This is a genomic window from Cupriavidus sp. FW306-1B-F12B (assembly GCF_058781795.1).
Map to the genome: position 1 here is coordinate 1 of NZ_JBYSXC010000027.1, position 19,006 is coordinate 19,006.

At 66.8% G+C, this 19,006-nt stretch carries 18 protein-coding genes and 1 pseudogene; 4 read left to right on the forward strand and 15 right to left on the reverse strand.

What is annotated here, in order from left to right:
• Positions 1-163: 163 nt before the first annotated feature.
• Positions 164-373: pseudogene (locus AC3WLE_RS29650) on the reverse strand (cation efflux transmembrane domain-containing protein); the annotation flags it as partial.
• Positions 374-555: 182 nt separating this feature from the next.
• Positions 556-1,026 carry a PaaI family thioesterase gene (locus AC3WLE_RS29655; RefSeq protein ID WP_492317765.1) on the reverse strand — a complete coding sequence of 157 codons (471 nt, stop codon included), beginning with the start codon at positions 1,024-1,026 and terminating at the stop codon, positions 556-558.
• A 168-nt stretch (positions 1,027-1,194) separates the two neighbouring features.
• On the opposite strand from AC3WLE_RS29655, the gene AC3WLE_RS29660 reads away from it, so the two are divergent.
• Positions 1,195-1,446: a DUF1289 domain-containing protein gene (locus AC3WLE_RS29660; RefSeq protein WP_492317766.1), complete on the forward strand. Its 252-nt coding sequence runs from the start codon at positions 1,195-1,197 to the stop codon at positions 1,444-1,446.
• Between the two features lie 11 nt (positions 1,447-1,457).
• Here the strand turns inward: AC3WLE_RS29660 and AC3WLE_RS29665 are convergent, their stop codons facing one another.
• The 4 genes from AC3WLE_RS29665 to AC3WLE_RS29680 all read right to left on the reverse strand — a co-directional run bounded on the left by AC3WLE_RS29665 (position 1,458) and on the right by AC3WLE_RS29680 (position 7,018).
• Entirely contained in the window at positions 1,458-2,177 is a 720-nt protein-coding gene (locus AC3WLE_RS29665; RefSeq protein WP_492317767.1) for an MOSC domain-containing protein, read from the reverse strand.
• On the reverse strand, positions 2,174-2,881 hold the full coding sequence (locus AC3WLE_RS29670) for a glutamine amidotransferase (protein ID WP_492357401.1): 708 nt from the start codon (positions 2,879-2,881) through the stop codon (positions 2,174-2,176). The genes AC3WLE_RS29665 and AC3WLE_RS29670 overlap by 4 nt, the downstream gene beginning before the upstream one ends.
• 121 nt (positions 2,882-3,002) lie before the next feature.
• Positions 3,003-5,465: a penicillin acylase family protein gene (locus AC3WLE_RS29675; RefSeq protein WP_492317769.1), complete on the reverse strand. Its 2,463-nt coding sequence runs from the start codon at positions 5,463-5,465 to the stop codon at positions 3,003-3,005.
• Positions 5,466-5,584: 119 nt separating this feature from the next.
• Positions 5,585-7,018, reverse strand: a complete 1,434-nt coding sequence (locus tag AC3WLE_RS29680) for an aldehyde dehydrogenase family protein (protein WP_492317770.1) — start codon at positions 7,016-7,018, stop codon at positions 5,585-5,587.
• 207 nt (positions 7,019-7,225) lie between these two features.
• On the opposite strand from AC3WLE_RS29680, the gene AC3WLE_RS29685 reads away from it, so the two are divergent.
• On the forward strand, positions 7,226-7,834 hold the full coding sequence (locus AC3WLE_RS29685) for a hypothetical protein (RefSeq protein ID WP_492357402.1): 609 nt from the start codon (positions 7,226-7,228) through the stop codon (positions 7,832-7,834).
• A 68-nt stretch (positions 7,835-7,902) separates the two neighbouring features.
• On the opposite strand, the gene AC3WLE_RS29690 is transcribed toward AC3WLE_RS29685, so the two are convergent.
• The 6 genes from AC3WLE_RS29690 to AC3WLE_RS29715 all read right to left on the reverse strand — a co-directional run bounded on the left by AC3WLE_RS29690 (position 7,903) and on the right by AC3WLE_RS29715 (position 13,599).
• Complete coding sequence (locus AC3WLE_RS29690) at positions 7,903-9,525, reverse strand: ABC-F family ATPase (protein WP_010809536.1); 1,623 nt, start codon at positions 9,523-9,525, stop codon at positions 7,903-7,905.
• A gap of 273 nt (positions 9,526-9,798) precedes the next feature.
• The gene (gene ldcA, locus AC3WLE_RS29695; RefSeq protein ID WP_492317772.1) at positions 9,799-10,758 is read right to left on the reverse strand and encodes a muramoyltetrapeptide carboxypeptidase; all 960 of its coding nucleotides are present in this window, start codon (positions 10,756-10,758) and stop codon (positions 9,799-9,801) included.
• The gene (tadA, locus tag AC3WLE_RS29700; RefSeq protein ID WP_010809538.1) at positions 10,755-11,357 is read right to left on the reverse strand and encodes a tRNA adenosine(34) deaminase TadA; all 603 of its coding nucleotides are present in this window, start codon (positions 11,355-11,357) and stop codon (positions 10,755-10,757) included. The genes ldcA and tadA overlap by 4 nt, the downstream gene beginning before the upstream one ends.
• A gap of 9 nt (positions 11,358-11,366) precedes the next feature.
• Complete coding sequence (locus AC3WLE_RS29705) at positions 11,367-11,843, reverse strand: 6-pyruvoyl trahydropterin synthase family protein (RefSeq protein WP_010809539.1); 477 nt, start codon at positions 11,841-11,843, stop codon at positions 11,367-11,369.
• Positions 11,844-11,966: 123 nt separating this feature from the next.
• Positions 11,967-12,602, reverse strand: a complete 636-nt coding sequence (queE, locus tag AC3WLE_RS29710) for a 7-carboxy-7-deazaguanine synthase (protein WP_492317773.1) — start codon at positions 12,600-12,602, stop codon at positions 11,967-11,969.
• A 490-nt stretch (positions 12,603-13,092) separates the two neighbouring features.
• Complete coding sequence (locus AC3WLE_RS29715) at positions 13,093-13,599, reverse strand: DUF1993 domain-containing protein (RefSeq protein WP_492317774.1); 507 nt, start codon at positions 13,597-13,599, stop codon at positions 13,093-13,095.
• Positions 13,600-13,801: 202 nt separating this feature from the next.
• Here AC3WLE_RS29715 and AC3WLE_RS29720 point away from each other — a divergent pair, with 202 nt between their 5' ends.
• Together AC3WLE_RS29720 and AC3WLE_RS29725 are read left to right on the forward strand one after the other, a co-directional pair.
• Positions 13,802-13,993 carry a hypothetical protein gene (locus AC3WLE_RS29720; RefSeq protein WP_492351097.1) on the forward strand — a complete coding sequence of 64 codons (192 nt, stop codon included), beginning with the start codon at positions 13,802-13,804 and terminating at the stop codon, positions 13,991-13,993.
• A 112-nt stretch (positions 13,994-14,105) separates the two neighbouring features.
• Positions 14,106-14,507, forward strand: coding sequence for a hypothetical protein (locus AC3WLE_RS29725; protein ID WP_010809543.1), 402 nt, complete (start codon positions 14,106-14,108; stop codon positions 14,505-14,507).
• A gap of 18 nt (positions 14,508-14,525) precedes the next feature.
• Here AC3WLE_RS29725 and AC3WLE_RS29730 read toward each other — a convergent pair whose 3' ends face one another.
• From AC3WLE_RS29730 to AC3WLE_RS29740, 3 genes are all read right to left on the reverse strand, one after another.
• Positions 14,526-15,146 carry a DUF2239 family protein gene (locus tag AC3WLE_RS29730; protein WP_492317775.1) on the reverse strand — a complete coding sequence of 207 codons (621 nt, stop codon included), beginning with the start codon at positions 15,144-15,146 and terminating at the stop codon, positions 14,526-14,528.
• An 81-nt stretch (positions 15,147-15,227) separates the two neighbouring features.
• Complete coding sequence (locus AC3WLE_RS29735; RefSeq protein WP_492317776.1) at positions 15,228-16,841, reverse strand: ABC-F family ATP-binding cassette domain-containing protein; 1,614 nt, start codon at positions 16,839-16,841, stop codon at positions 15,228-15,230.
• A gap of 181 nt (positions 16,842-17,022) precedes the next feature.
• Positions 17,023-18,801, reverse strand: coding sequence for an alkaline phosphatase D family protein (locus AC3WLE_RS29740; protein WP_492357407.1), 1,779 nt, complete (start codon positions 18,799-18,801; stop codon positions 17,023-17,025).
• Positions 18,802-19,006 lie beyond the last annotated feature (205 nt).

The following is a 19,006-nucleotide window of genomic DNA, read 5'->3' on the forward strand; positions in this document are numbered from 1 at the left end:
AAAAGACACTGCCAGCCAGTCTAGTTGTGTTACCCATGTCCCCGAACAGGTGTTACCTATGTCCCCGGTCTATACACGCGGGAGAGGGGAGCAAACCGGCGGCTGCATCGGCCGGCAGCAATTTCCCGGCCGTCTCCCCTTCCTTTCCCTCTTCCTCCCGTTCCAGCAGCAACAGCTCATTGCCGGTGTCGACGGTGGAATGGATGGCCTCGGACAGCATGGCCGAGCTGCCGGTCACGGCGGCGACGACAAACTTGGTCGCAGCGATCGCCACGTTGGCGGCAATCGCACCGTAGACAGCGATACGCGACCCCGAAGGCGCTGGGCTTGCCGGGAGCGTCTGGGATGCGGCAGGCGCCGGGGACGCTGACATCCCGCCCTGCTGCGCAGTTTCAGGCCCATGCTGCATCGCTTTCCTCCACGAGGCTGCGCCCTTTGCATTGGAAGCAGTTCGCGCCAGTGTACTGGCGCGTTTGGGTGTGAAGGTAAAAATACGGCGGTTAATTGCGTTTTATAGATTTGAGAAAACGGACGCGCGATGCGTCCGCTCCGGATTCAGAACATGGCACTGCTCATCAAAGCCTTGGCCACCAGTACGCCCTCGTCCGGCGCTTCTGCATAGACCGACACGTCGGTGACCACCTGCCGGCGCCCACGCCGCACCACCATCGCCACCGCGCGCAGCGCCGCACCCTGTGCCGGGGCCAGGTACTGGATAGAAAGCGAACTGGTCGCCCCACCCTTCACATTGTCGGCACTGGCGCCAGAAGCTGCCGCCGCGGCGCCGGCAATATCGATCAGCGTGGCAATGACGCCGCCATGGACGATGCTGCCGTGGGTCACGTTGGTCGGCAGGAATGGCATCGCCAGCTCGACATGATCGGGCGCCAGGCTGGCCAGCCGCACGCCTAGGGCGCGCGCCACCGGGGAGCCGATCAGGACGTTGTCGACCATAATGCGCATGCGGGGGTCGACTGCGGCGTGGCGATCGTGTTGGCGGGGCAAGGTGGCAAGGGCTTGGGACATGCTGGGCTCCTGTGAACGGCTTACGTCCTGCCAGCAGCGTAAGGGCATGGCCTACGCTGCTCAATTACGTCAGACGTAATCCTCGCCGGCCCAGCCCGGCATTCCGACTGCCTGTCATTCGTACCCGATATAATGGCTGGCCGTTTCACCCCAATCCCTCCAGCCATCATGCCGTCGCCCTCAGAATCCGCCCCGCTCCGCCTCGAACCGGACCACGGCACCACGGATTCCACGCTGTCCGAGCGCCCGGACAGCCCCTGCATCGGCATTTGCTCGACACTGTTCGACGAGATCTGCCAGGGCTGCGGCCGCACCGCGGCCGAGGTCAGCAACTGGGTGTTCTTCAGCGAAGAGGAAAAGCAGGTGGTCTGGGAGCGCATTACGCGCGAAGGTACAGGGAAGCGGTTCCGCCAGGGCTGAGGCGGCGGCGCTCAGCCGCCCGCCAGCCGCCGCTCCATATCTTCGATTTCGCGGCGTTCCACGCGCTGCCGCGCAAGCTTGCGCCAGTTCCCGGCCAGCGGTGCCAGCTCTGACATTTCCGCGAGCGCGGCATAGTCCAGCCGGTCGACATACAGCACCTGCAGCAGGCGCTGCAGCGACCATCGCGGACAGGGGCGCGCCACCAGTTCCAGCGCATCGCCCGCCGCCACGTCGCCAGTCTCCAGTACACGGTAGTACCAGCCGGTGCGCAGGCTTTGCTGCACGGCGCGCGACATGCCTGCATAGCCGAATCGATGATTGAGCTTCCAGCACGGCTGGCGTGCCTGCGATACCTCCACCAGCGCCGTGCCCAGACGGAAGCGGTCGCCGATGCAGACGGCGGCCTCGGTCAGCCCGGTGGTGCTCAGGTTTTCGCCGAAGGCGCCCGCAACGTCGAGCACACCGTTGCCTTGCGCGCCCTGCGCAGCCAGTTCCTCGCGCCACGCCGGGTAATGATCGAAGGCGTAGTGGTGCAACGCCTTTTCCGGACCACCGTGATGGCGCGGATCGCCCTGCCCGTCGCCTTCGAGCCCAAGCGCGGTCACGCGAATCCGCTCGCCAGCCGCGGTCTTGGCGATGCCGCTGGGCACGCCGTTGGGTCCAAACGGGCGCGCCTGCCCCGTCAATACGGCGCTGATCACCGCGCGCACGGACGATGCCGGCTGGCTCATAGCCCGGCTTCCTCCAGCCAGCGCGCGAACATGCGCTCGCCCGCGGCCGCCACCGTGGCACCGACTTCCGCAGTACGCGCGCGGATGGTGCGCGGATCGATGCCGGCCTTGGCCAGCTCGACGGTATGGCCGATCAGCCAGGCCTCGATATCGCGCGGCATGACCTCGGGGTGGAATTGCATTGCCAGCACCTGGTTGCCGATGGCATAGGCCTGGTTCTGTACCGCGGCGGTGGATGCCAGCAGTTGCGCGCCGGGCGGAAGGTCGAAGGTATCGCCATGCCAGTGCAGCACCTCCCAGTGGGCGGCGGCCAGTTCTGCCAGCGCGGAATCCTGCCCCGCTGGCGTAGGCGCAATCGGCGCCCAGCCGATCTCGCGCGTGCCCGCGTAGACGCGCGCGCCGGCAGCACGCGCGATCAGCTGCGCGCCCAGGCAAACCCCGATCATCTTGCCGCCAGCCGCCAGGCGTTGGCGGATCAGGGCGATCTCGGCCTCCAGCCAGGGATAGGCATCGGTTTCATAGACACCGATGGGGCCGCCCAGGATCAGCAGCAGGTCGGCCGGATTGTCCGCGATGGGTGCCAGGTCATCGACACCGGCCTGGAACACCTGCAACGCGTGCCCGCGCGCGCGCAAGGCATTGCCGATCACGCCCGCATGCTCGAATGCGACGTGCTGGATCACATGGGTGGTACGCGTTGCCATCGGGGACTCCTGCCGGTCGAAAGGGGTCCCCATGGTAGCGTCAATTGCTGCGCCCCGCGAAGACCATGGCAGGATCTCGCCTATTTGCGAGCATTCTCAGCACGGCATGTCGTAACCTGCGCTATTTTGTCGCAACCGGCACCAGGATCAGCGCATCTGGCGCATCCTGCTGCGGCAGCGATGGCACGCGCGGGATCGTCACGTACTCGACCGCGGCCCATTTGCCGGACCAGTCGCGGTAGCGCGGCAACAGCGCGTTGCCTGACTGCCCGGTGGAGTCCATGAACCGCGACGCCTCCAGGTCCGCCAGGTCATAGAGCGCACGCACGCTGGCCGCGTGGGTGTTCTCGAACGGCGCCTTGTCGTCGCGCAGGTTGTGCCGACCGACATTGACCGTATAGGTATCGCCGCCGGTCGGCACGCGCAGGTTGAACAGCGGCGACAGGTACGCCACCTTGCCGAAGGGCTTGTGCTCGGAGCGGGCCGTGTGCGCCTCGCCCCAGCGCCAGCGGGCGGCGTCGTCGCCGTAGCGGCGCGACAGGTCCGCCATGGCCCGGGTCCAGGCGTCTGCGATGGCGTCGTCGCAGGTCTCGGCCGCGCGCGTATGCTGCCGGTCGCACCAGAACGCGCCCAGCGTGCGCGGATCGCGCAGGATGTTGAGCATGGGCTGCTGCACGTTACGCTGGTCCCACAGGCGGACAAAGATCGCCTCGCCCGCCTTCTCCTCGAACAGCCGCCGCGACAGCTCGCGCAGCCACGCGGTGACCACCAGCGGCTCGGCGCGCGCCGGGTCCATGTTTCCGTCCCACTTGCGCAGCGCTCCCAGCAAGGCGCGTTCGCGCTCGGGCCGCCCCGCATCGCGGCTGACGGGCGCGGCCAGCAGCAGCGGCAAGGCATCACGCACGGCCAGCGAGACCACGTCTTTCTGGATTGCCGCAAAGCTGTCGAAGCTGTGCCTGGGCGTGGCCGCCAGCAGCGCCTTGATCCGGTCAAAGCGATACGGCACGGTCCATTCGCTGGTGATGAAGTACGGGTAGTCCGGTGCGACGATGCGCTGGTTGGCCGTCACGATCACGCCGTCGGCCGGGTTGTAGCGGTGCGGCAATGCCTCGAACGGGATAAAGCCGGTCCAGTCGTAGCGCGCATCCCAGCCGGGCGCCGGCGCCAGCCCCTTGAGGTCGTTGTCGGCCCGGCGCAGCGGCACGCGTCCGGGCGCATAGAAGCCGATATTGCCGTCGACATCGGCATAGACAATGTTCTGCTGCGGCGAATGGAAGTCGCGCAGCGCCGCGGTGAAGCCGGCCCAGTCGCGCGCCTCGTTCATGCGCAGCCCCGCCTGGAAGGTGCGGTCGTCCGGGCGCAGCGCGGTCCACTGGAAGGCCACCACATACTGTGCGCCAAGCGGTCCCGCGGCAGCCGAAAGCGGCTCGGACAAATCGGAAATCACCGGGCCGTGGCGCGTGGCGCGGACCTTCAGCACCACGTCCGGGGCGCCCTTGACGCGGATGGTCTCGGTGCGGGTCTCGAATGCGGCCCAGCCGTCCGGGGTCTGGTACTGGGTGTCGTTGCCGGGGCGCAGCCGTTCGATATACAGGTCCTGCACGTCGGGCGCGGTATTGGTCAGGCCCCAGGCGATGCGGTCGTTGTGCCCCAGTACCACCAGCGGCATGCCGGGCAGCGTGGCGCCGGCCACGTCCAGGCCGGGCGCTGTCATCCTGGCGAAATACCACAGCGCGGGCGCCTGCAGCCCGAGGTGCGGGTCATTGGCCAGCATCGGCTTGCCCGATTGCGTATGCGCGCCCGACACCACCCAGTTGTTCGAGCCCATGCCCTCGACATATCCCGGCGGCGCCTTGTCGCCGACGCTGGCCATGGCACTCGCCAGCGGCGCCAGTTGCCGGTACAGATGGCCGTAATCCATGGTGCGCACCGGCTGCTCGCCCGGATACGGCGCCAGCAACTCGCTGATGCGGGCCACAGGCAGCACTTGCGCCAGCCGCATGCGCAGGGTTTCCTGGGTCCAGTTGCCGCCCAGGTCCCAGGCCATCATGGTCTGCCAGCCCAGCGTGTCGGCCGGCTCCCAGCGCTCGGGCTGCGCGCGCAACAGCAGGAATTCAGGTGGCAACGGGCCTTTGCGATGGTCGATCCAGGCATTGACGCCGTCGGCATAGGCCTGCAGCGCGGCACGGGTCTCGGGCGAGGCCTGCGCCAGGATGGCCTCGGCATTACGCCGCACGCCCAGCGTGCGCAGGAACTTGTCGGTATCGAGCGCGGACGGTCCCAGGATCTCCGCAAGCCGACCTGCAACGACGCGCTTGTTCATCTGCATCTGCCACAGCCGGTCCTGTGCATGGACGTAGCCCAGCGCGAACCAGGCGTCCGCCTTGCTGGCGGCGCGGATATGCGGCACGCCATGGCCGTCGCGCACGACCGTGACCTGGCCGCGCAAACCCGCCAGCGCTTCCTGGCCGGAAGCAGGCGGCTGCGCCGCATGGCGATACCAGACCAGGGCCGCGGCAGCGCCGGCCACCGCCAGCACCAGCAGCCCCGCTACAAACCTGGTCAGCCGACCAAACCAGCGCATCGTTGCTCCCCCAATGACTTTCGTTATGTTGTGCGTGTTTTCCGCACATTATCCGCACGAAAAAATGCCCGGGCCAGCCGGGCATTTCCCATATTGCATCAGCGCCGCTCAGCGCCGCATCAGGCCGCCGGCTTCTTCAGCTGCAGCGACTTGTACTCCAGGAATTCCTCCAGGCCGTACTTGCCCGCTTCTCGTCCGTTGCCGGACTGCTTGTAGCCGCCAAACGGCGCCTGCATATTGAACGGGCCGCCGTTGATATCGACCTGGCCGGTGCGGATGCGGCGCGCCACGCGGATCGCGCGTGCCTCGTCACCGGACCAGACCCCGCCGCCCAGGCCATAGATGCTGTCATTGGCGATGCGCACCGCGTCTTCCTCGGTGTCATAGCAGATGATCGACAGCACCGGCCCGAAGATCTCTTCCTGCGCCACGGTGGCGCGCGGCTCCACGTTGCCGAGCACGGTCGGTTTGACGAAGAAGCCCTTGTCCAGCCCTTCCGGGGTATCGGGACCGCCAGCCACCAGCTCGGCACCCTCGTCCAGGCCCCGGCGGATATAGCCGGTCACGCGGTCCTTCTGCACCGCGGAGATCAGCGGTCCCAGCTTGCTGGTTTCTTGCAGCGGATCGCCCACGGTAAAGCCCTCGACCACCTTCTGCGCGATCGCCTTCACTTCATCGTAACGGGCCCGCGGCACCAGCATGCGGGTATGCGCCGAACAGGTCTGGCCGGAATTCAGGAAGCAGGCATTGATGGTGCCCTTTACCGCCGACGGCAGGTCGGCGTCGTCCAGGATCACCGAAGCGGACTTGCCGCCCAGCTCCAGCGCCACGCGCTTGACGGTCTGCGAGGCCAGTTCCGACACGCGCTTGCCGGCTCGGGTCGAACCCGTGAACGACACCATGTCGACTTCCGGATGGCTGGCCAGCACCTCGCCCACCACCGGGCCATAGCCGGTCACGAGGTTGAACACGCCCGGCGGCAGGCCGGCGGCCTCGATCACCTCGGCCAGCACGAAGGCATTGAGCGGCGCCACCTCGGAGGGCTTGAGCACCACGGTGCAGCCGGCGGCCAGGGCCGGCGCCACTTTCAGCGTGATCTGGTTGAGCGGGTAGTTCCACGGGGTGATGGCACCCACCACGCCCACGGGCTCGCGCACCACCAGGGAGTTGCCGACCTCTTCCTCGAAGCGGAAACCGTCCAGCAGCTTGGCGGCCTGGCCCCAGTTGTAGACCGGCCCGCCCACCTGGATCGCGCGCGCCAGCTTGATCGGCATGCCGACTTCGCCGGCGATCAGCTGGGCCAGCTCTTCGCTGCGCGCCTTCAGGCCTTCGGCGATCTTGGCGATATAGCCGGCACGCACCGCCGGCGGCGTGGCCGACCAGCTGTCGAAGGCCGCGCGGGCCGCCTGGATGGCATCCTCGGCGTCGCGCGCCGAGCCTTCGGGGATGGTGCCCATCACCGCCTCGGTGGCGGAATGGATGACGTCGATCGTGCCGTTGCCGTGGGGAGCGACCCACTTGCCGTTAATAAAGAGTTTGTCTCGTTGTTGCATGGCCACAGTTCTCGGTTTGGTGAATTGGCGATTGCAATTTTTTTGTTACTTTTATGGTGCACGCACATTGTAGAGCGGATTCGGGACTATGTTTTTGCGCCGCGGAAAGCCGCGCCTACCGCTCCGGGCAAGAAGGTGGCGATAATCGGCCGCACCACCTGACAGGGACTCTAGCCAAAGGCGGCCGGACATAACAAGGGGTGAGACATGGTCGATCCGATCTACCGCAAGACGGATGCGGGACAGGACGAGATCCGGACGCGTGCACGCAAGCTTGACCACAAGCTGCGCGCGCTGCTGCTGATGGTCAACGGCGAGCGCCGCGGGCAGGAATTGCTGGCGCAGGTGGCCGGCATGGGGGTGGCCCCCGAGGCCATGGACACACTGGTGGCACAAGGGCTGGTCGAAGCCGTCCCGGAGCCGGCACGGCCGCCCGCTGTGATGGCAGCGGCACAGGCCCCGGCGCGGGTCCCGCCTGCCGCCGACACCAATATGTTCTCCGTGTATGCAATGCGGCACGCACCCGCCCCCGAGGAGCCGGAGACGCCGCAACCGGCCGATACCGCGGCCCACACGCCCGCCGACATCGCGGCCTTCGAGAGCCTGTATTACTTCTATACCGACGTGATCGGCCAGCATCTGGGCCTGCGCGGCTACATGCTGCAGGTGAAGGTCGAAAGGGCCACCGACCTGGCCGGCCTGCTGGCGCTGCGCGAACCGCTGCATGCGGCGCTGCTCAAGGCCAAGGGCGACATCACCGCGCGTGCCATCACGAGCCAGCTCGACCAGATCACAGATCGCATCGCCGCCGGCTGAGATTGCGGCGCAGCAATGAAAAAAGGCCGCCCCGAGGCGGCCTTCTCTCATCGTCAACGTCCCGACGCTCAGCCGTCGATACCCTGCGACTGCAGGTACTCGTCATACGTACCCAGGTAGTCCGTCAGCGTGCCGTCGGTGCGCACTTCGATCACGCGCGTCGCCAGCCCGCTGATCAGCTCGCGGTCGTGCGAAACGAAGATCAGCGTGCCCGTGAACTTGTCCAGCGCGATCTGCAGGGATTCGATCGACTCCATGTCCATGTGGTTGGTCGGCTCGTCCATGGCCAGCACGTTATGGCGGCCCAGCATCAACTTGCCCCAGATCATGCGGCCCTTCTCGCCGCCGGACAGCACCTTGACCGACTTCCGGATGTCGTCGGCCGAGAACAGCAGGCGGCCCAGCGTGCCGCGCAGCGAGGTCTCGTCGTCGCCGGCCTGCGTCCACTGGCTCATCCAGTCCATCACGTCGCGATTGTCCGGGAATTCCTCGTAGGTATCCTGCGGCATGTAGCCGACGTTGGCGTTCTCGGCCCACTTGACCGTGCCGCGGTCCACTTCCACGCCGCGCTGCACGCCGGTCTGCACCGCGCCGTTGAGCAGACTGCGCAGCAGCGTGGTCTTGCCCGCGCCGTTTTCGCCGATGATCGCCACGCGCTCGCCGGCCTGGATCGCCAGCGACAGGCCGTCGATGATCTTGCGGTCGTAGGTCTTGGTGATGTTCTCCACTTCCACGGCCAGGTTGTGCAGCTTCTTCTCGAACTCGAAGCGGATGAACGGGTTCTGGCGCGACGACGGCTTGATGTCGTCGACCTTGATTTTCTCGATCTGCTTGGCGCGCGAGGTGGCTTGGCGGGCCTTGGACTTGTTGGCCGAGAAGCGGCGCACGAAGTCCTGCAGCTCGCTGATGCGCTCCTTGGCGCGCGCGTTGGCGGCGACCTGGCGCTCGCGGGCCTGCATCGACGCTTCCATGTAGTCGTCGTAGTTGCCCGGATAGACCTTGAGCGTGCCGTAGTCCATGTCGGCCATGTGGGTGCAGACCGAGTTCAGGAAGTGGCGATCGTGGGAGATGATGATCATGGTGGAGTTGCGCTCGTTGAGCACGGTCTCCAGCCAGCGGATCGTGTTGATGTCCAGGTTGTTGGTCGGTTCGTCCAGCAGCAGCACGTCCGGGTTCGAGAACAGTGCCTGCGCCAGCAGCACGCGCAGCTTCCAGCCAGGGGCGACGTCGCTCATCGTGCCCTGGTGCTGGCTGGTGGGGATGCCCACGCCCAGCAGCAGCTCGCCGGCGCGGGCCTCGGCGGTGTAGCCGTCGTATTCGGCGTACTTGGCCTCCAGCTCGGCGGCCTTCATGTAGTCTTCGTCGGTCGCTTCGGGGTTGGCGTAGATGGCGTCGCGCTCCTGCGCGGCGGCCCACATCTCGGTGTGGCCCATCATCACCACGTCCAGCACGCGCATGTCTTCATAGGCGAACTGGTCCTGGCGCAGCTTGCCCAGGCGCACGCCCGGCTCCAGCATGACGTTGCCCGACGACGGTTCCAGGTCGCCGCCCAGGATCTTCATGAAGGTGGACTTGCCGCAACCGTTCGCGCCGATCAGGCCGTAGCGGTTGCCCTCGCCGAATTTGACCGAGATATTCTCGAACAACGGCTTGGGGCCGAACTGCATGGTGATGTTTGCGGTAGAAAGCACGTCTTGAACCTTGTCTGGAGATTGTGGCGCCGCGGCGCTGGCCGCGGCTTGCCGGTTTTGCGCACGAGGCGCACCCCATGCCGCTCAGGGACGGGCCTTGCCGGAGATGCATCGCGCTGGCCCGGAGTCATCCGGCGGCCATGGCTGGCGATGCGGCACGGGCCGCGCCCGGTTCATGCGAGAACCCGGCAGGAAGTCAGGAAATAACCGCACATTCTATCATCCGGACGCATTCCTTGCACCCGGATGCGCGGCATCGGACGCTGCGGCCGGTCAGGCCAGTGGCGCCAGCACCGGATAGCCGGAAAACGCCATGTTGAAGCCATCCGCACGTGCGGCCAGCCGCACCTGGGCGCCGACCGGCAGCGTCAGCTTGCGCGCGCAGTGGCCGAACGGCAGCCCGGTCAGCACCGGCACCGGCAGTTGGTCGCCCAGGTAGGCCACCACTGCGTCCATGTCGTAGCCGTTGTCGTAGTCGGTGACGCGGTAATTGGAGAAATCGCCCAGCACGATGGCGCGCTGCGCGCCCAGCACGCCTGCCTGCTGCAGCTGGATCAGCATGCGCTCCACCCGGTACGGCGGCTCGTTGATGTCTTCCAGGAACAGCACCCCGCCCTCCACCTGCGGCATGAAAGGCGTGCCCAGCAGGCTGCACAGCATGGCCAGGTTGCCGCCCCAGAGCGTGCCTTCCACGCTGCCTGAGAACGGTTGGCCGCCCGACTGCGGCGCCGCGACATCGACGCTGTACGCCGGGTTGCGCAGGATGCCTTCGAAATGCTCCCACATGAAGGGATCCACCACCTCGGCACCAAAATCCGCCAGCAGCATCGGCCCCGCAAAGGTGACGGCACCCGTCGCCGCCAGGTAGGCCAGCTGGAACGCGGTGAAGTCGCTGTGGCCGACGATGGGCGTGCCGCTGGCGCTGGCCTGCGCGGCGATGCGGGCAAAGTCGACTTGCGCCAGCAGCCGCGCGATGCCATAGCCGCCGCGCACCGCCAGCGTCAGCTCGTGCGGCGCGCCGGTGCCGATGGCGTGCAGGTCGGCCAGCCGCTCCGCATCCGTGCCGCCAAAGCGCAGGTAGCGCCGCGCCAGCACGTCGGGGTTGGTCATGTGGTAGCCATGATGCTTGAGCCAGGCACAGCCGCGTGCGGCGATGGCGACGTCGTGCGGATACCCGGACGAGGCGATCAGTCGGACTTCGGTATGCGGCGGCCTGCTGTTCGGCGTACTCATGCTTCGGTGTCGTTGTTCTTGTCGGGATCGGTGACAGGCGCGGCGGCGTCCTGCTGTGCCGCCTTCTGCGCGGCTTTCTGCGCCCGGCGGCGCGCGCCGAAGAAATCCTTCAGCATCTGGCCGCAGGTGTCGGCCAGCACCCCGCCGGCAATGGTGGTCTGGTGGTTGAGCTGCGCCTGCTCGAACAGGTTGAGCACGCTGCCGGCGGCGCCGGTCTTGGGGTCGGCTGCACCGAACACCACGTGGCGCAGCCGCGCGTGCAGGATCGCGCCGCTGCACATGACGCACGGTTCCAGCGTCACGTACAGCTCGCACTCAGGCATGCGGTAGTTGCCGATCACCTGGGCGGCGGCGCGCAGTGCCTGCATCTCGGCATGGGCGGACGGGTCCACCGAGCGGATCGGCAGGTTGTGGCCGCGCGCGATGATGGTGTCGTTCCAGACCACCACCGCGCCCACCGGCACCTCGCCGGCGGCTTCGGCCAGGCGGGCTTCTTCCAGCGCGGCGCGCATGTAGCGCGCATCACGCTCGGCAGCCTCGGCCGGGTCTTCAGGCAGGGCGCGCAGCGCGCGCAACGGCAGCGGTGGCGTCTCTGGCATCGTCCCCGCTCAGTCCTGCGCCGGCAGCACCGCGGGCGCGCTCACTTCCGCCCAGCAGTTGGGCGTTTCGAACAGCACCAGCCTGGTCAGCTGCAGGTGGTGGCCGAAGCAGTCCTTGAACACCGGCGCCAGGATGTCGAAGGCAACCTGGGCCAGGTTCTCGACCGTCGGGATCGCGTCCAGCACCACGGTCTTGTGCCCTTCCATCGATTGCAGGAAGTTCAGCAGCGCGGTATCGCCACGATAGATCAGGAAGGCATGGTCCCACTTGTTGACCAGGTGCTCGTTGGCGAGCGCCTTGATGTCGCCGAAGTCCAGGATCATGCCGTCATCCGACGCGCCCTCGCGGTGCAGGACCTCCCCCGACAGCGTCAGGTCCAGCCGGTAGCGGTGGCCGTGAATATTGCGGCACTGGCCGCAGTGGTTCGGGATGCGGTGGCCGGAGTCGAACTCCAGCCGGCGGGTAATGGAAACTTGTTTGCTCATGTGTACCGGCGCCGGTGCCGGCCGCCTGCGTTGGAACGGACACTGCGCGCGCGTCCGAAGCCTGTATTGTGTACGTTTTGCCGCCCGTTGGGCGACCTGTCGATACCGTGGATGCCGCGCCGCTCAGCGGATGCCCAGCAGCTTGTGGGTCTGCAGCGACAGCCGCCAGCGCGGGTGACGCTGGCAGAACGCCACCGCGGCGGCGGTATTTTCCCTCGCCAGCGGGCCATCCATGGCCTGCACCAGGAAATGGCGGAAATCAAGCTGCTCGTATGCGGCAAAGTCCTGGCCCTCCTGCGGGATCACGACTTTGAGCTCGTCACCACGCGTGACCACCAGTTCCGAGCCCATCTTGGGGCTGACGCAGACCCAGTCGATGCCCGGCGGCACGGCGATGGTGCCGTTGGTTTCGATCGCGATCTCGAAGCCCTGCGCATGCAGCGCGTCGATCAGCGGCGCGTCGAGCTGCAGCAGCGGCTCGCCCCCGGTACAGACCACCAGCGGCTGGCCGCCGCCGCCCTGCGGCCATTCCGACGCGACCACCGCGGCCAGCTCCTCGGCCGTGCGGTACTTGCCGCCGCGCGTGCCATCGGTGCCGACGAAATCCGTATCGCAGAACTGGCACACCGCGCTGGCGCGGTCGTCTTCGCGGCCGCTCCACAGGTTGCAGCCGGCAAAGCGGCAGAACACCGCGGCGCGGCCGGCGTTGGCGCCTTCGCCCTGCAGCGTATAGAAGATTTCCTTGACGGCGTAAGTCATGCGTGGGGGTCTCTCTGGGACCGTTTTTCGACCGTTAACGGGCATTCGGCCGCCCTTGGGCTGGCCGGGGTTCCAACAGGTATTGGGCAAAGGCCGGATAACAAGTATCACGGATCTGGGCTCGGGCTCCCGGATCGGCGCCCCATGGCTGGCAGCGCGGGCGGTGTGCACCGGGTTTTCCGTGCAGGGCTCCGGGCACTGCCGGAGGAACCGCCTGTGGCCTGTCGCAGGCTGCGTCCGGCCGGTCCGGACGTAATGCAAGTATACCAGAGGGGTCAGGGTTTTCGCTTAGAGGCTGGCGGGATGCGGTCCCGGCCGCCGGCCAGGCGCGCGGCAAATATCTTCTGCAGATCACCCGGTTTTGCTGCAAAGGGCCGCCATCGGCGCCCCGGTGCTGACCGCGCTGACCGGCGGCCGCCCAAGCGGCTGTTCGACAATGAAAAAGCCGGGATCCGCGCCCGGCTTTTTCCTACTGGCCCCGCTCGGCTTCTTACTTCAGCCCCAGGTAGTCGCGCTTGCCGATCTGCACGCCCTTGTGGCGCAGGATGTCATAGGCGGTGGTCACGTGGAAATAGAAGTTGGGCAAGGCAAAGCCCAGCAGGTAGGACTTGCCGTCGAATGTCATCGGCCCCTGGCGCAGCTTCAGCTCGATCTCGCGCTGCTCGCTGCCTTCCAACTGTTCAGGCGTGATCTGCTCCAGGAACCCGATGGTGCGGGCGATGCGGTCCTGCAGTTCGGCAAAGGTGGTTTCGGTATCGGCGAACGAAGGCACCTCGATGCCTGCCAGCCGCGCGGCGCAGCCCTTGGAGGCGTCGCTGGCGCGCTGCACCTGTGCCGACAGCGCATCCATGTCGGCGATCAGGCGGGTCTGGATCAGGTCAGCCGGGTCCATGCCCTGCGCCTGGGCGTGGGCCGCGCCCTTGTCCAGGATCGCGGCGAGGTTGCCGAGCGCGCGGATGAACAAGGGAATCGAGACTTCGTACATCGAGAGTGCCATGGGGTCTCCTGTGCAGGCCTAGGTTGGAAATTCCTGTTGTCGGGGGCCGTCGGGCCACGCCGCTGCCGCGAGCATAGACCGGATCGGCATTTGCTGCCGGACTACCCCTGCGCGCACGCGGCAGGCGGCCGGATGTCGCGCAGCACCTTGCCAACCGAGGCCAGGAAGCGGCGCCCCGCCAATGGCAGCGGCGCAGGCTGGAATGGGTCGCCCAGATTTCCAGGCCGACCGCGGGCAACAGCGGCCGCACCGCCAGGGCCGCGCGCATGGCCGGCGGCTCACCCTCGCGTCGGCCCATATCGAGCAGCTGGACGGAACCATGTCCGCGCACAATGGCGAACAGGTGTGGGACGGCAGGGCGCGGCCAGGCCAGGTGCCGCGGCCGCAGACCTGAGGTGCTGCGGGAAAGATGGCGTGCCCGCAGCGGGCAACCGGCGACCGGCAACCTGAATTAACATATCCGGTCATCGTCCCCGCTATCTTGCGGCCTTGTGGCCGCGCCCCACATGAACGCGCCGTTCCCTCTTCGCACGGAATGCCCGCCCGGCGCCTGTATCTGCGGGCGCGAAGCCTTGCTGAGTGACCCCAACGCCGACCTGCGCGTGCTGCGGCTCACCCGGGCCGAAGAAAAGCGGCTGGTCGAACGGCTTGAGCGCCTGACCAGCCTGGCTGAATTGCAGCGCATGGAAAGCCTGATGCAGACCCAGCTGGGCATCGTGCTGACCATCACCCCCAGCGCGCGCGGCGTGCGCACGGTGCGCGGCATCAGCATCCAGGTGCAGGAGCAGCCCGGCCTGTGCCGCAAGATCCGCCAGTCGATCCCAGCCGCCATCCGCCGCAGCATGGAAGAGCATCCCGAGATCGCCTATGCGATCGTGGATGCGCATGACCTGCTGGGCGGCATCTGACCAGGCCCGCGGAGCCGTTCAAGCGTTGCTGTCCGCAAGGCGCATCGCGTGCTCGCGGATATCCACCGGCCATGCCTCGAGCCGCTGCGCAAAGCCCGCCACATCGCCCGCGAACAAGGCCCGCGTGGCTTCCTCGAAACCGGGCAAATCCCCCGCCATCGCCACCATGAAGTGGTAGGCCCGTTCGCTGGCGCGGCGGCTGCGGTCCTTGTCCGCGTGGTCCCGGCGCGCCTGCTCGACCAGCTTGCGCAGGGCCACCGATGCCCCGCCTGGCTGGGCGGCCAGCCATTGCCAATGGCGCGGCAGCAGCGTCACCTCGCGCGACACCACGCCAAGCTTCGGGCGCCCGCGGCCCCGGGGCTCGGCCACGTCCGCCGCTTCATCGTTGTCGCCGGCTGGCAGCCGCACGGATTCGAGCTGTGCGGCGCGCTCGGCCGTCCGCTCAAGTACGGCGGCCTCGGTCCCGCTCGTATCCAGGTCGATCGAGCGCCCGGTGCCGTCGTCGAAAACCAGCACGGGTCTGCCCGCGCCGGCTTCCAGCGCGCGCTTGAGCGCCAGCGCATTGGCTTGCAGCGAACCAGTGGCGATACGCCGGTGGCCGTCGAAGGTGGTGTAGCTGTGAAGCGTTGCGTTGGTCATGGGGATGCCCCTGGGAGACGATTCCCGAATATTACCCGGATAAAATCCGATGTCAATATCATCCGGGTATAAATAGACCGCCTACCAGGGTTCCAGCTTCCACCCGTCCGGCGTTGCCGCCAGGCGATGGGTCAGCCCCAGGCTGCCCATGAACACATCGTCGTGGGACACCACCACCAGTGCGCCCTGATAGCCGCGCAGCATCGTCTCCACCGCCTGCACGGACGGCAGGTCCAGGTGGTTGCTGGGTTCATCGAACAACAGCAGCTGTGCCGGCGGATCGGCATACAAGGTACAAGCCAGCGCGGCCTTCAGGCGCTCGCCGCCGCTGAGCAGGCCGCTGGGCGCGGTGACCTTCTGCGCATCGAGATCCAGCAGCGCCAGCCGCGTGCGCAATGCCGCCTCCCCGGCGGTGTGGTTGGCGGCCAGCATCTGTTCGATGGTTGAGCGCTGCGGCAGCAGGCCGGCCAGTTGCTGGTCGAGGTAGGCGCGCTCGGCATGCACCGCGCAGCGGCCGGCAAGCGGCTGCAACTGGCCGGCCAGCAGCTTGAGCAAGGTGGATTTGCCGCAGCCATTGGGGCCGACGACGCCCACGCGCTGCTGGCCCGTCAGCATCAGGCTGATGCGGCGCGTGGCGGCCGGCACGAACGGCAGGTCGACCTCGTCCAGTTCAGCCACGCGGCGTTGCGCGGCCTGACTGACAGGCAACGCGAGCAATACGATCGCGGCATCGCCCTCCACCTGTTGCGCGGCGTCGTGCACGCGCGCATCGAGCGCTTCGCGCGTGGCGGCCTGCTGCAGGCGCAGCCTGCCCGCCGAGGCCTGGCTGCGCTCCTTCTGCCGGCCCAGCAGGATGCTGGCCTGGTTGGCATCGCGCGCCTGCCGGTTGCCACGGGCCTGCCGCCGCTCCTGGCGTTCACGCTGCGCACGCAGCGACTGTTCTTCCCGCTTGCGTTCGAGCTTGCGCTGATCCAGCTGCTGCAGGGCGTTCTCGCGCTCCTGCGCCTTGCATTGCGCATAGAACGAATAGCCGCCGCCATAACTGCGCAGTCCGAGCGACGACAGCTCGACCATGCGCGCCATGCCCTCCAGCAACTGCCGGTCATGGCTGACCACCAGCAGGCCGCGCTGCCAGCGTTGCAGTTGCGCGATCAGCGCCAGCCGGTTCGGCCGGTCCAGATGATTGCTGGGTTCGTCGAGGATCAGGAAATCGGCATCCGACAGCAACGCACCGGTCAGTGCCACGCGCACGGCTTCGCCGCCGCTCAGGGTGCTCGCCGGGGTGTCCGCCTGCAGGTGGCCCAGGCCATTGCGCTCCAGTTCCTGCCGCAGCCGTTGCGGCATGTTCCAGTGCTCGCCGACGTCATCGAAGTCTTGCGCCGCGGTGCTGCCGGCCTCGATGCGCTGCAGCGCATCCAGCACCGATTGCACGCCAGCCAGCCCGGCCACCGACGTCTGCACGGCATGCGCGGCCTGCTGGGACAGGTAATGCACGCTGCCCGACCGCACGCAACGCCCCGCGGAGGGCTCCAGCTCCCCGCCCAGGATGCGTGCCAGCACGGACTTGCCGATACCGTTGCGCCCGACCAGGCCGGTGGGACGATCGTCGAATTGTTCGGACAGTTCAGAGAAGAGCGTCCGGCCGTCGGGCAGGACGTAGGAAACGCTTTCCAGCGTCAGCTTGGGATTTGACATGCGGGATTCCAGGGATGCCAGGAACTCCCCCTGCTTGGGGGCGGTGGAGACTGGCCGTCATGCAGACGGCGGCATCAATGGCGCATGGCTTGAATCCTCCGAGGATGGGGTTTGAATCGGCGAGGCATGGGCAAGCATGCCTGAACACGCCGCCCCGCCCTACTCTCTGACTCGATCCAGATTATAAGTTCACCGGATCGGTAGCCAGCAGGTGATTGGTGAACGCCGCCTTGGTCTCGCACCGCCACGTCGCCCACAGCTTGCAGCCGTTCGGGTTGTCCGTGCCCCGGTCCACCTCGATCGCAAGCCAGTTCCTGGCCGGCATCACGTACCGGTTGGATCCGGGAAAGAGCATCATTTCCGCGGACAGGTTGACATCAAGCGCCTGCTTCGACTGAGCGACGTTGTTCAGCACATGGAAGAACAGACGCTCCATGACCCCGACCAGCGAGGGATGCACCACGGCAGTACTGGTCAGCTGCTGTATCTGCGCCCAGTTGTCCTTCGGCCCCACATCTTTCCTGTAGGCGACACCCCAGGCCGCGACATGGACATCGCCAGAGATGATCGTGACCCGCAGCTGCTTCTGGCTGGCGGTCTTGAGCAAGGTCTCCACCAGGCGCTTCCTCTCGCCCTCGTGGTCGTCGTGGGTCCAGTGGTCCTTGAGGTCATCGGCACTGCTGTCGAGCACATGATCCTGGCCAAAGTTGTCCAGGAAGGCTTCGGCCAGCGACAGCTTGGGATGCACCACGGGCACGGAAGACATCAGCAGCAGGTGCTGGCAATTGATGCCGCCAGGGTTGGCGGCGTGGCCCGATTCGATCCCCGACAGCCACCGCTGCAGTGCGCCCCAGGTACCGGGTCCAAGCACCTGTTCCTGGGATCGTTCGGTCCTCAGGTCGGCAACGATCAGGCCGACTGGGCCAGCCGAATGCGCGAACGTGAACCCCGGCTGCTCGTCCAGCAACGGCAGCGCAAGCTTGTCGCCGGACAGCACCTGAGACCACTTGACCGGCTCGAACAATGGATCGTCAGACCGGACCCTGACGTCAGTGCGCGGCACCAGGTCGGGAAGCTGTTCGACACCATGCTGCATCTGGAAGACCCAGAAGGCCCGGCGCGCATGGAAGAACAGCCGCTGGAACAACGGACTGCGCTGCATCTCGGAGCTATAGGAACCCCAGCCGTCGAAGATGTCATGGTCATCCCACATCATCACCGTGGGGATCCGTGCCATGGCCTGGGCAGCATCGAGCGGCTTGTCTGCGCTACCCCATCCTGACCTTGCATGAGGCAGCCAGCGCGCGCTGTAGTGCTTGAAATAGTAGTCCTCGATTTCCTTCTCGAGGTCAGCGTCCACCGGGTACTGCAGCTGCTCCTCGCGCGTCAGCCCGATCCAGCGCTTCAGCAGCTTGAGGTCTTCCCAGATCGAATCGAAGTAGATCTGGTCGCCGCCCATCAGCATCAGATGGAAGCGCTGGTTGCCCTGGTCATGGGTACGCGCCTCGTGCCAGAGCTGCTCCTTGTCCAGCTCATAGCCTGCCGGACGGATGTCCTTGTCGTGGTTGCACAGCAAGTCCGCCCATACCGCATTCTCAGCCTTGACCAGCTTGCGCATGCCGCTCGGGTCGGAGAATCCGTTGCACGAAACATAGGCCATGCGCGGCGCGTAGCCCTTGCCGGGCACGGTAAAGTGCCACGCTTCCCCGACACCTTCGATGCTGTACGGTACCCGCCGTTCGTTCTTGCGCAGCTTGCAGGACAAGTCGTAGCGCAGATAGGTGTGGCCCGCATGCTGCAGCAGGATCACCGGCTTGCCGGCCTTGCGGCCCTCCACGGTGACCTGAGGAACCCTGGCTTGATCTTCGATGCCGATGAGCGCCGTCACCTTCCATGAGCCATCCGTTCCGAGGCCACGAAACGACAGCACGGGTCCGAGCAGTAGCTTGCTCATTGCGATGGTCTCCCTTTGGTCACCTTTTGTTGTTCGCCCGCGGGCTGCACTGGCGCGATCGCCGCGCAAAGCCCGGCGCCGGCAATGGGACGCCGGCCATGCCGGGGACATAAGGTGAACGAAGAGAGAATGCGCGTCAAGCGCCACCTGCTGATTACGCAAGGGTCGGCGCTTCAGACACCCCGCCCTGTGAGCCGCGCCAACGTCTGTT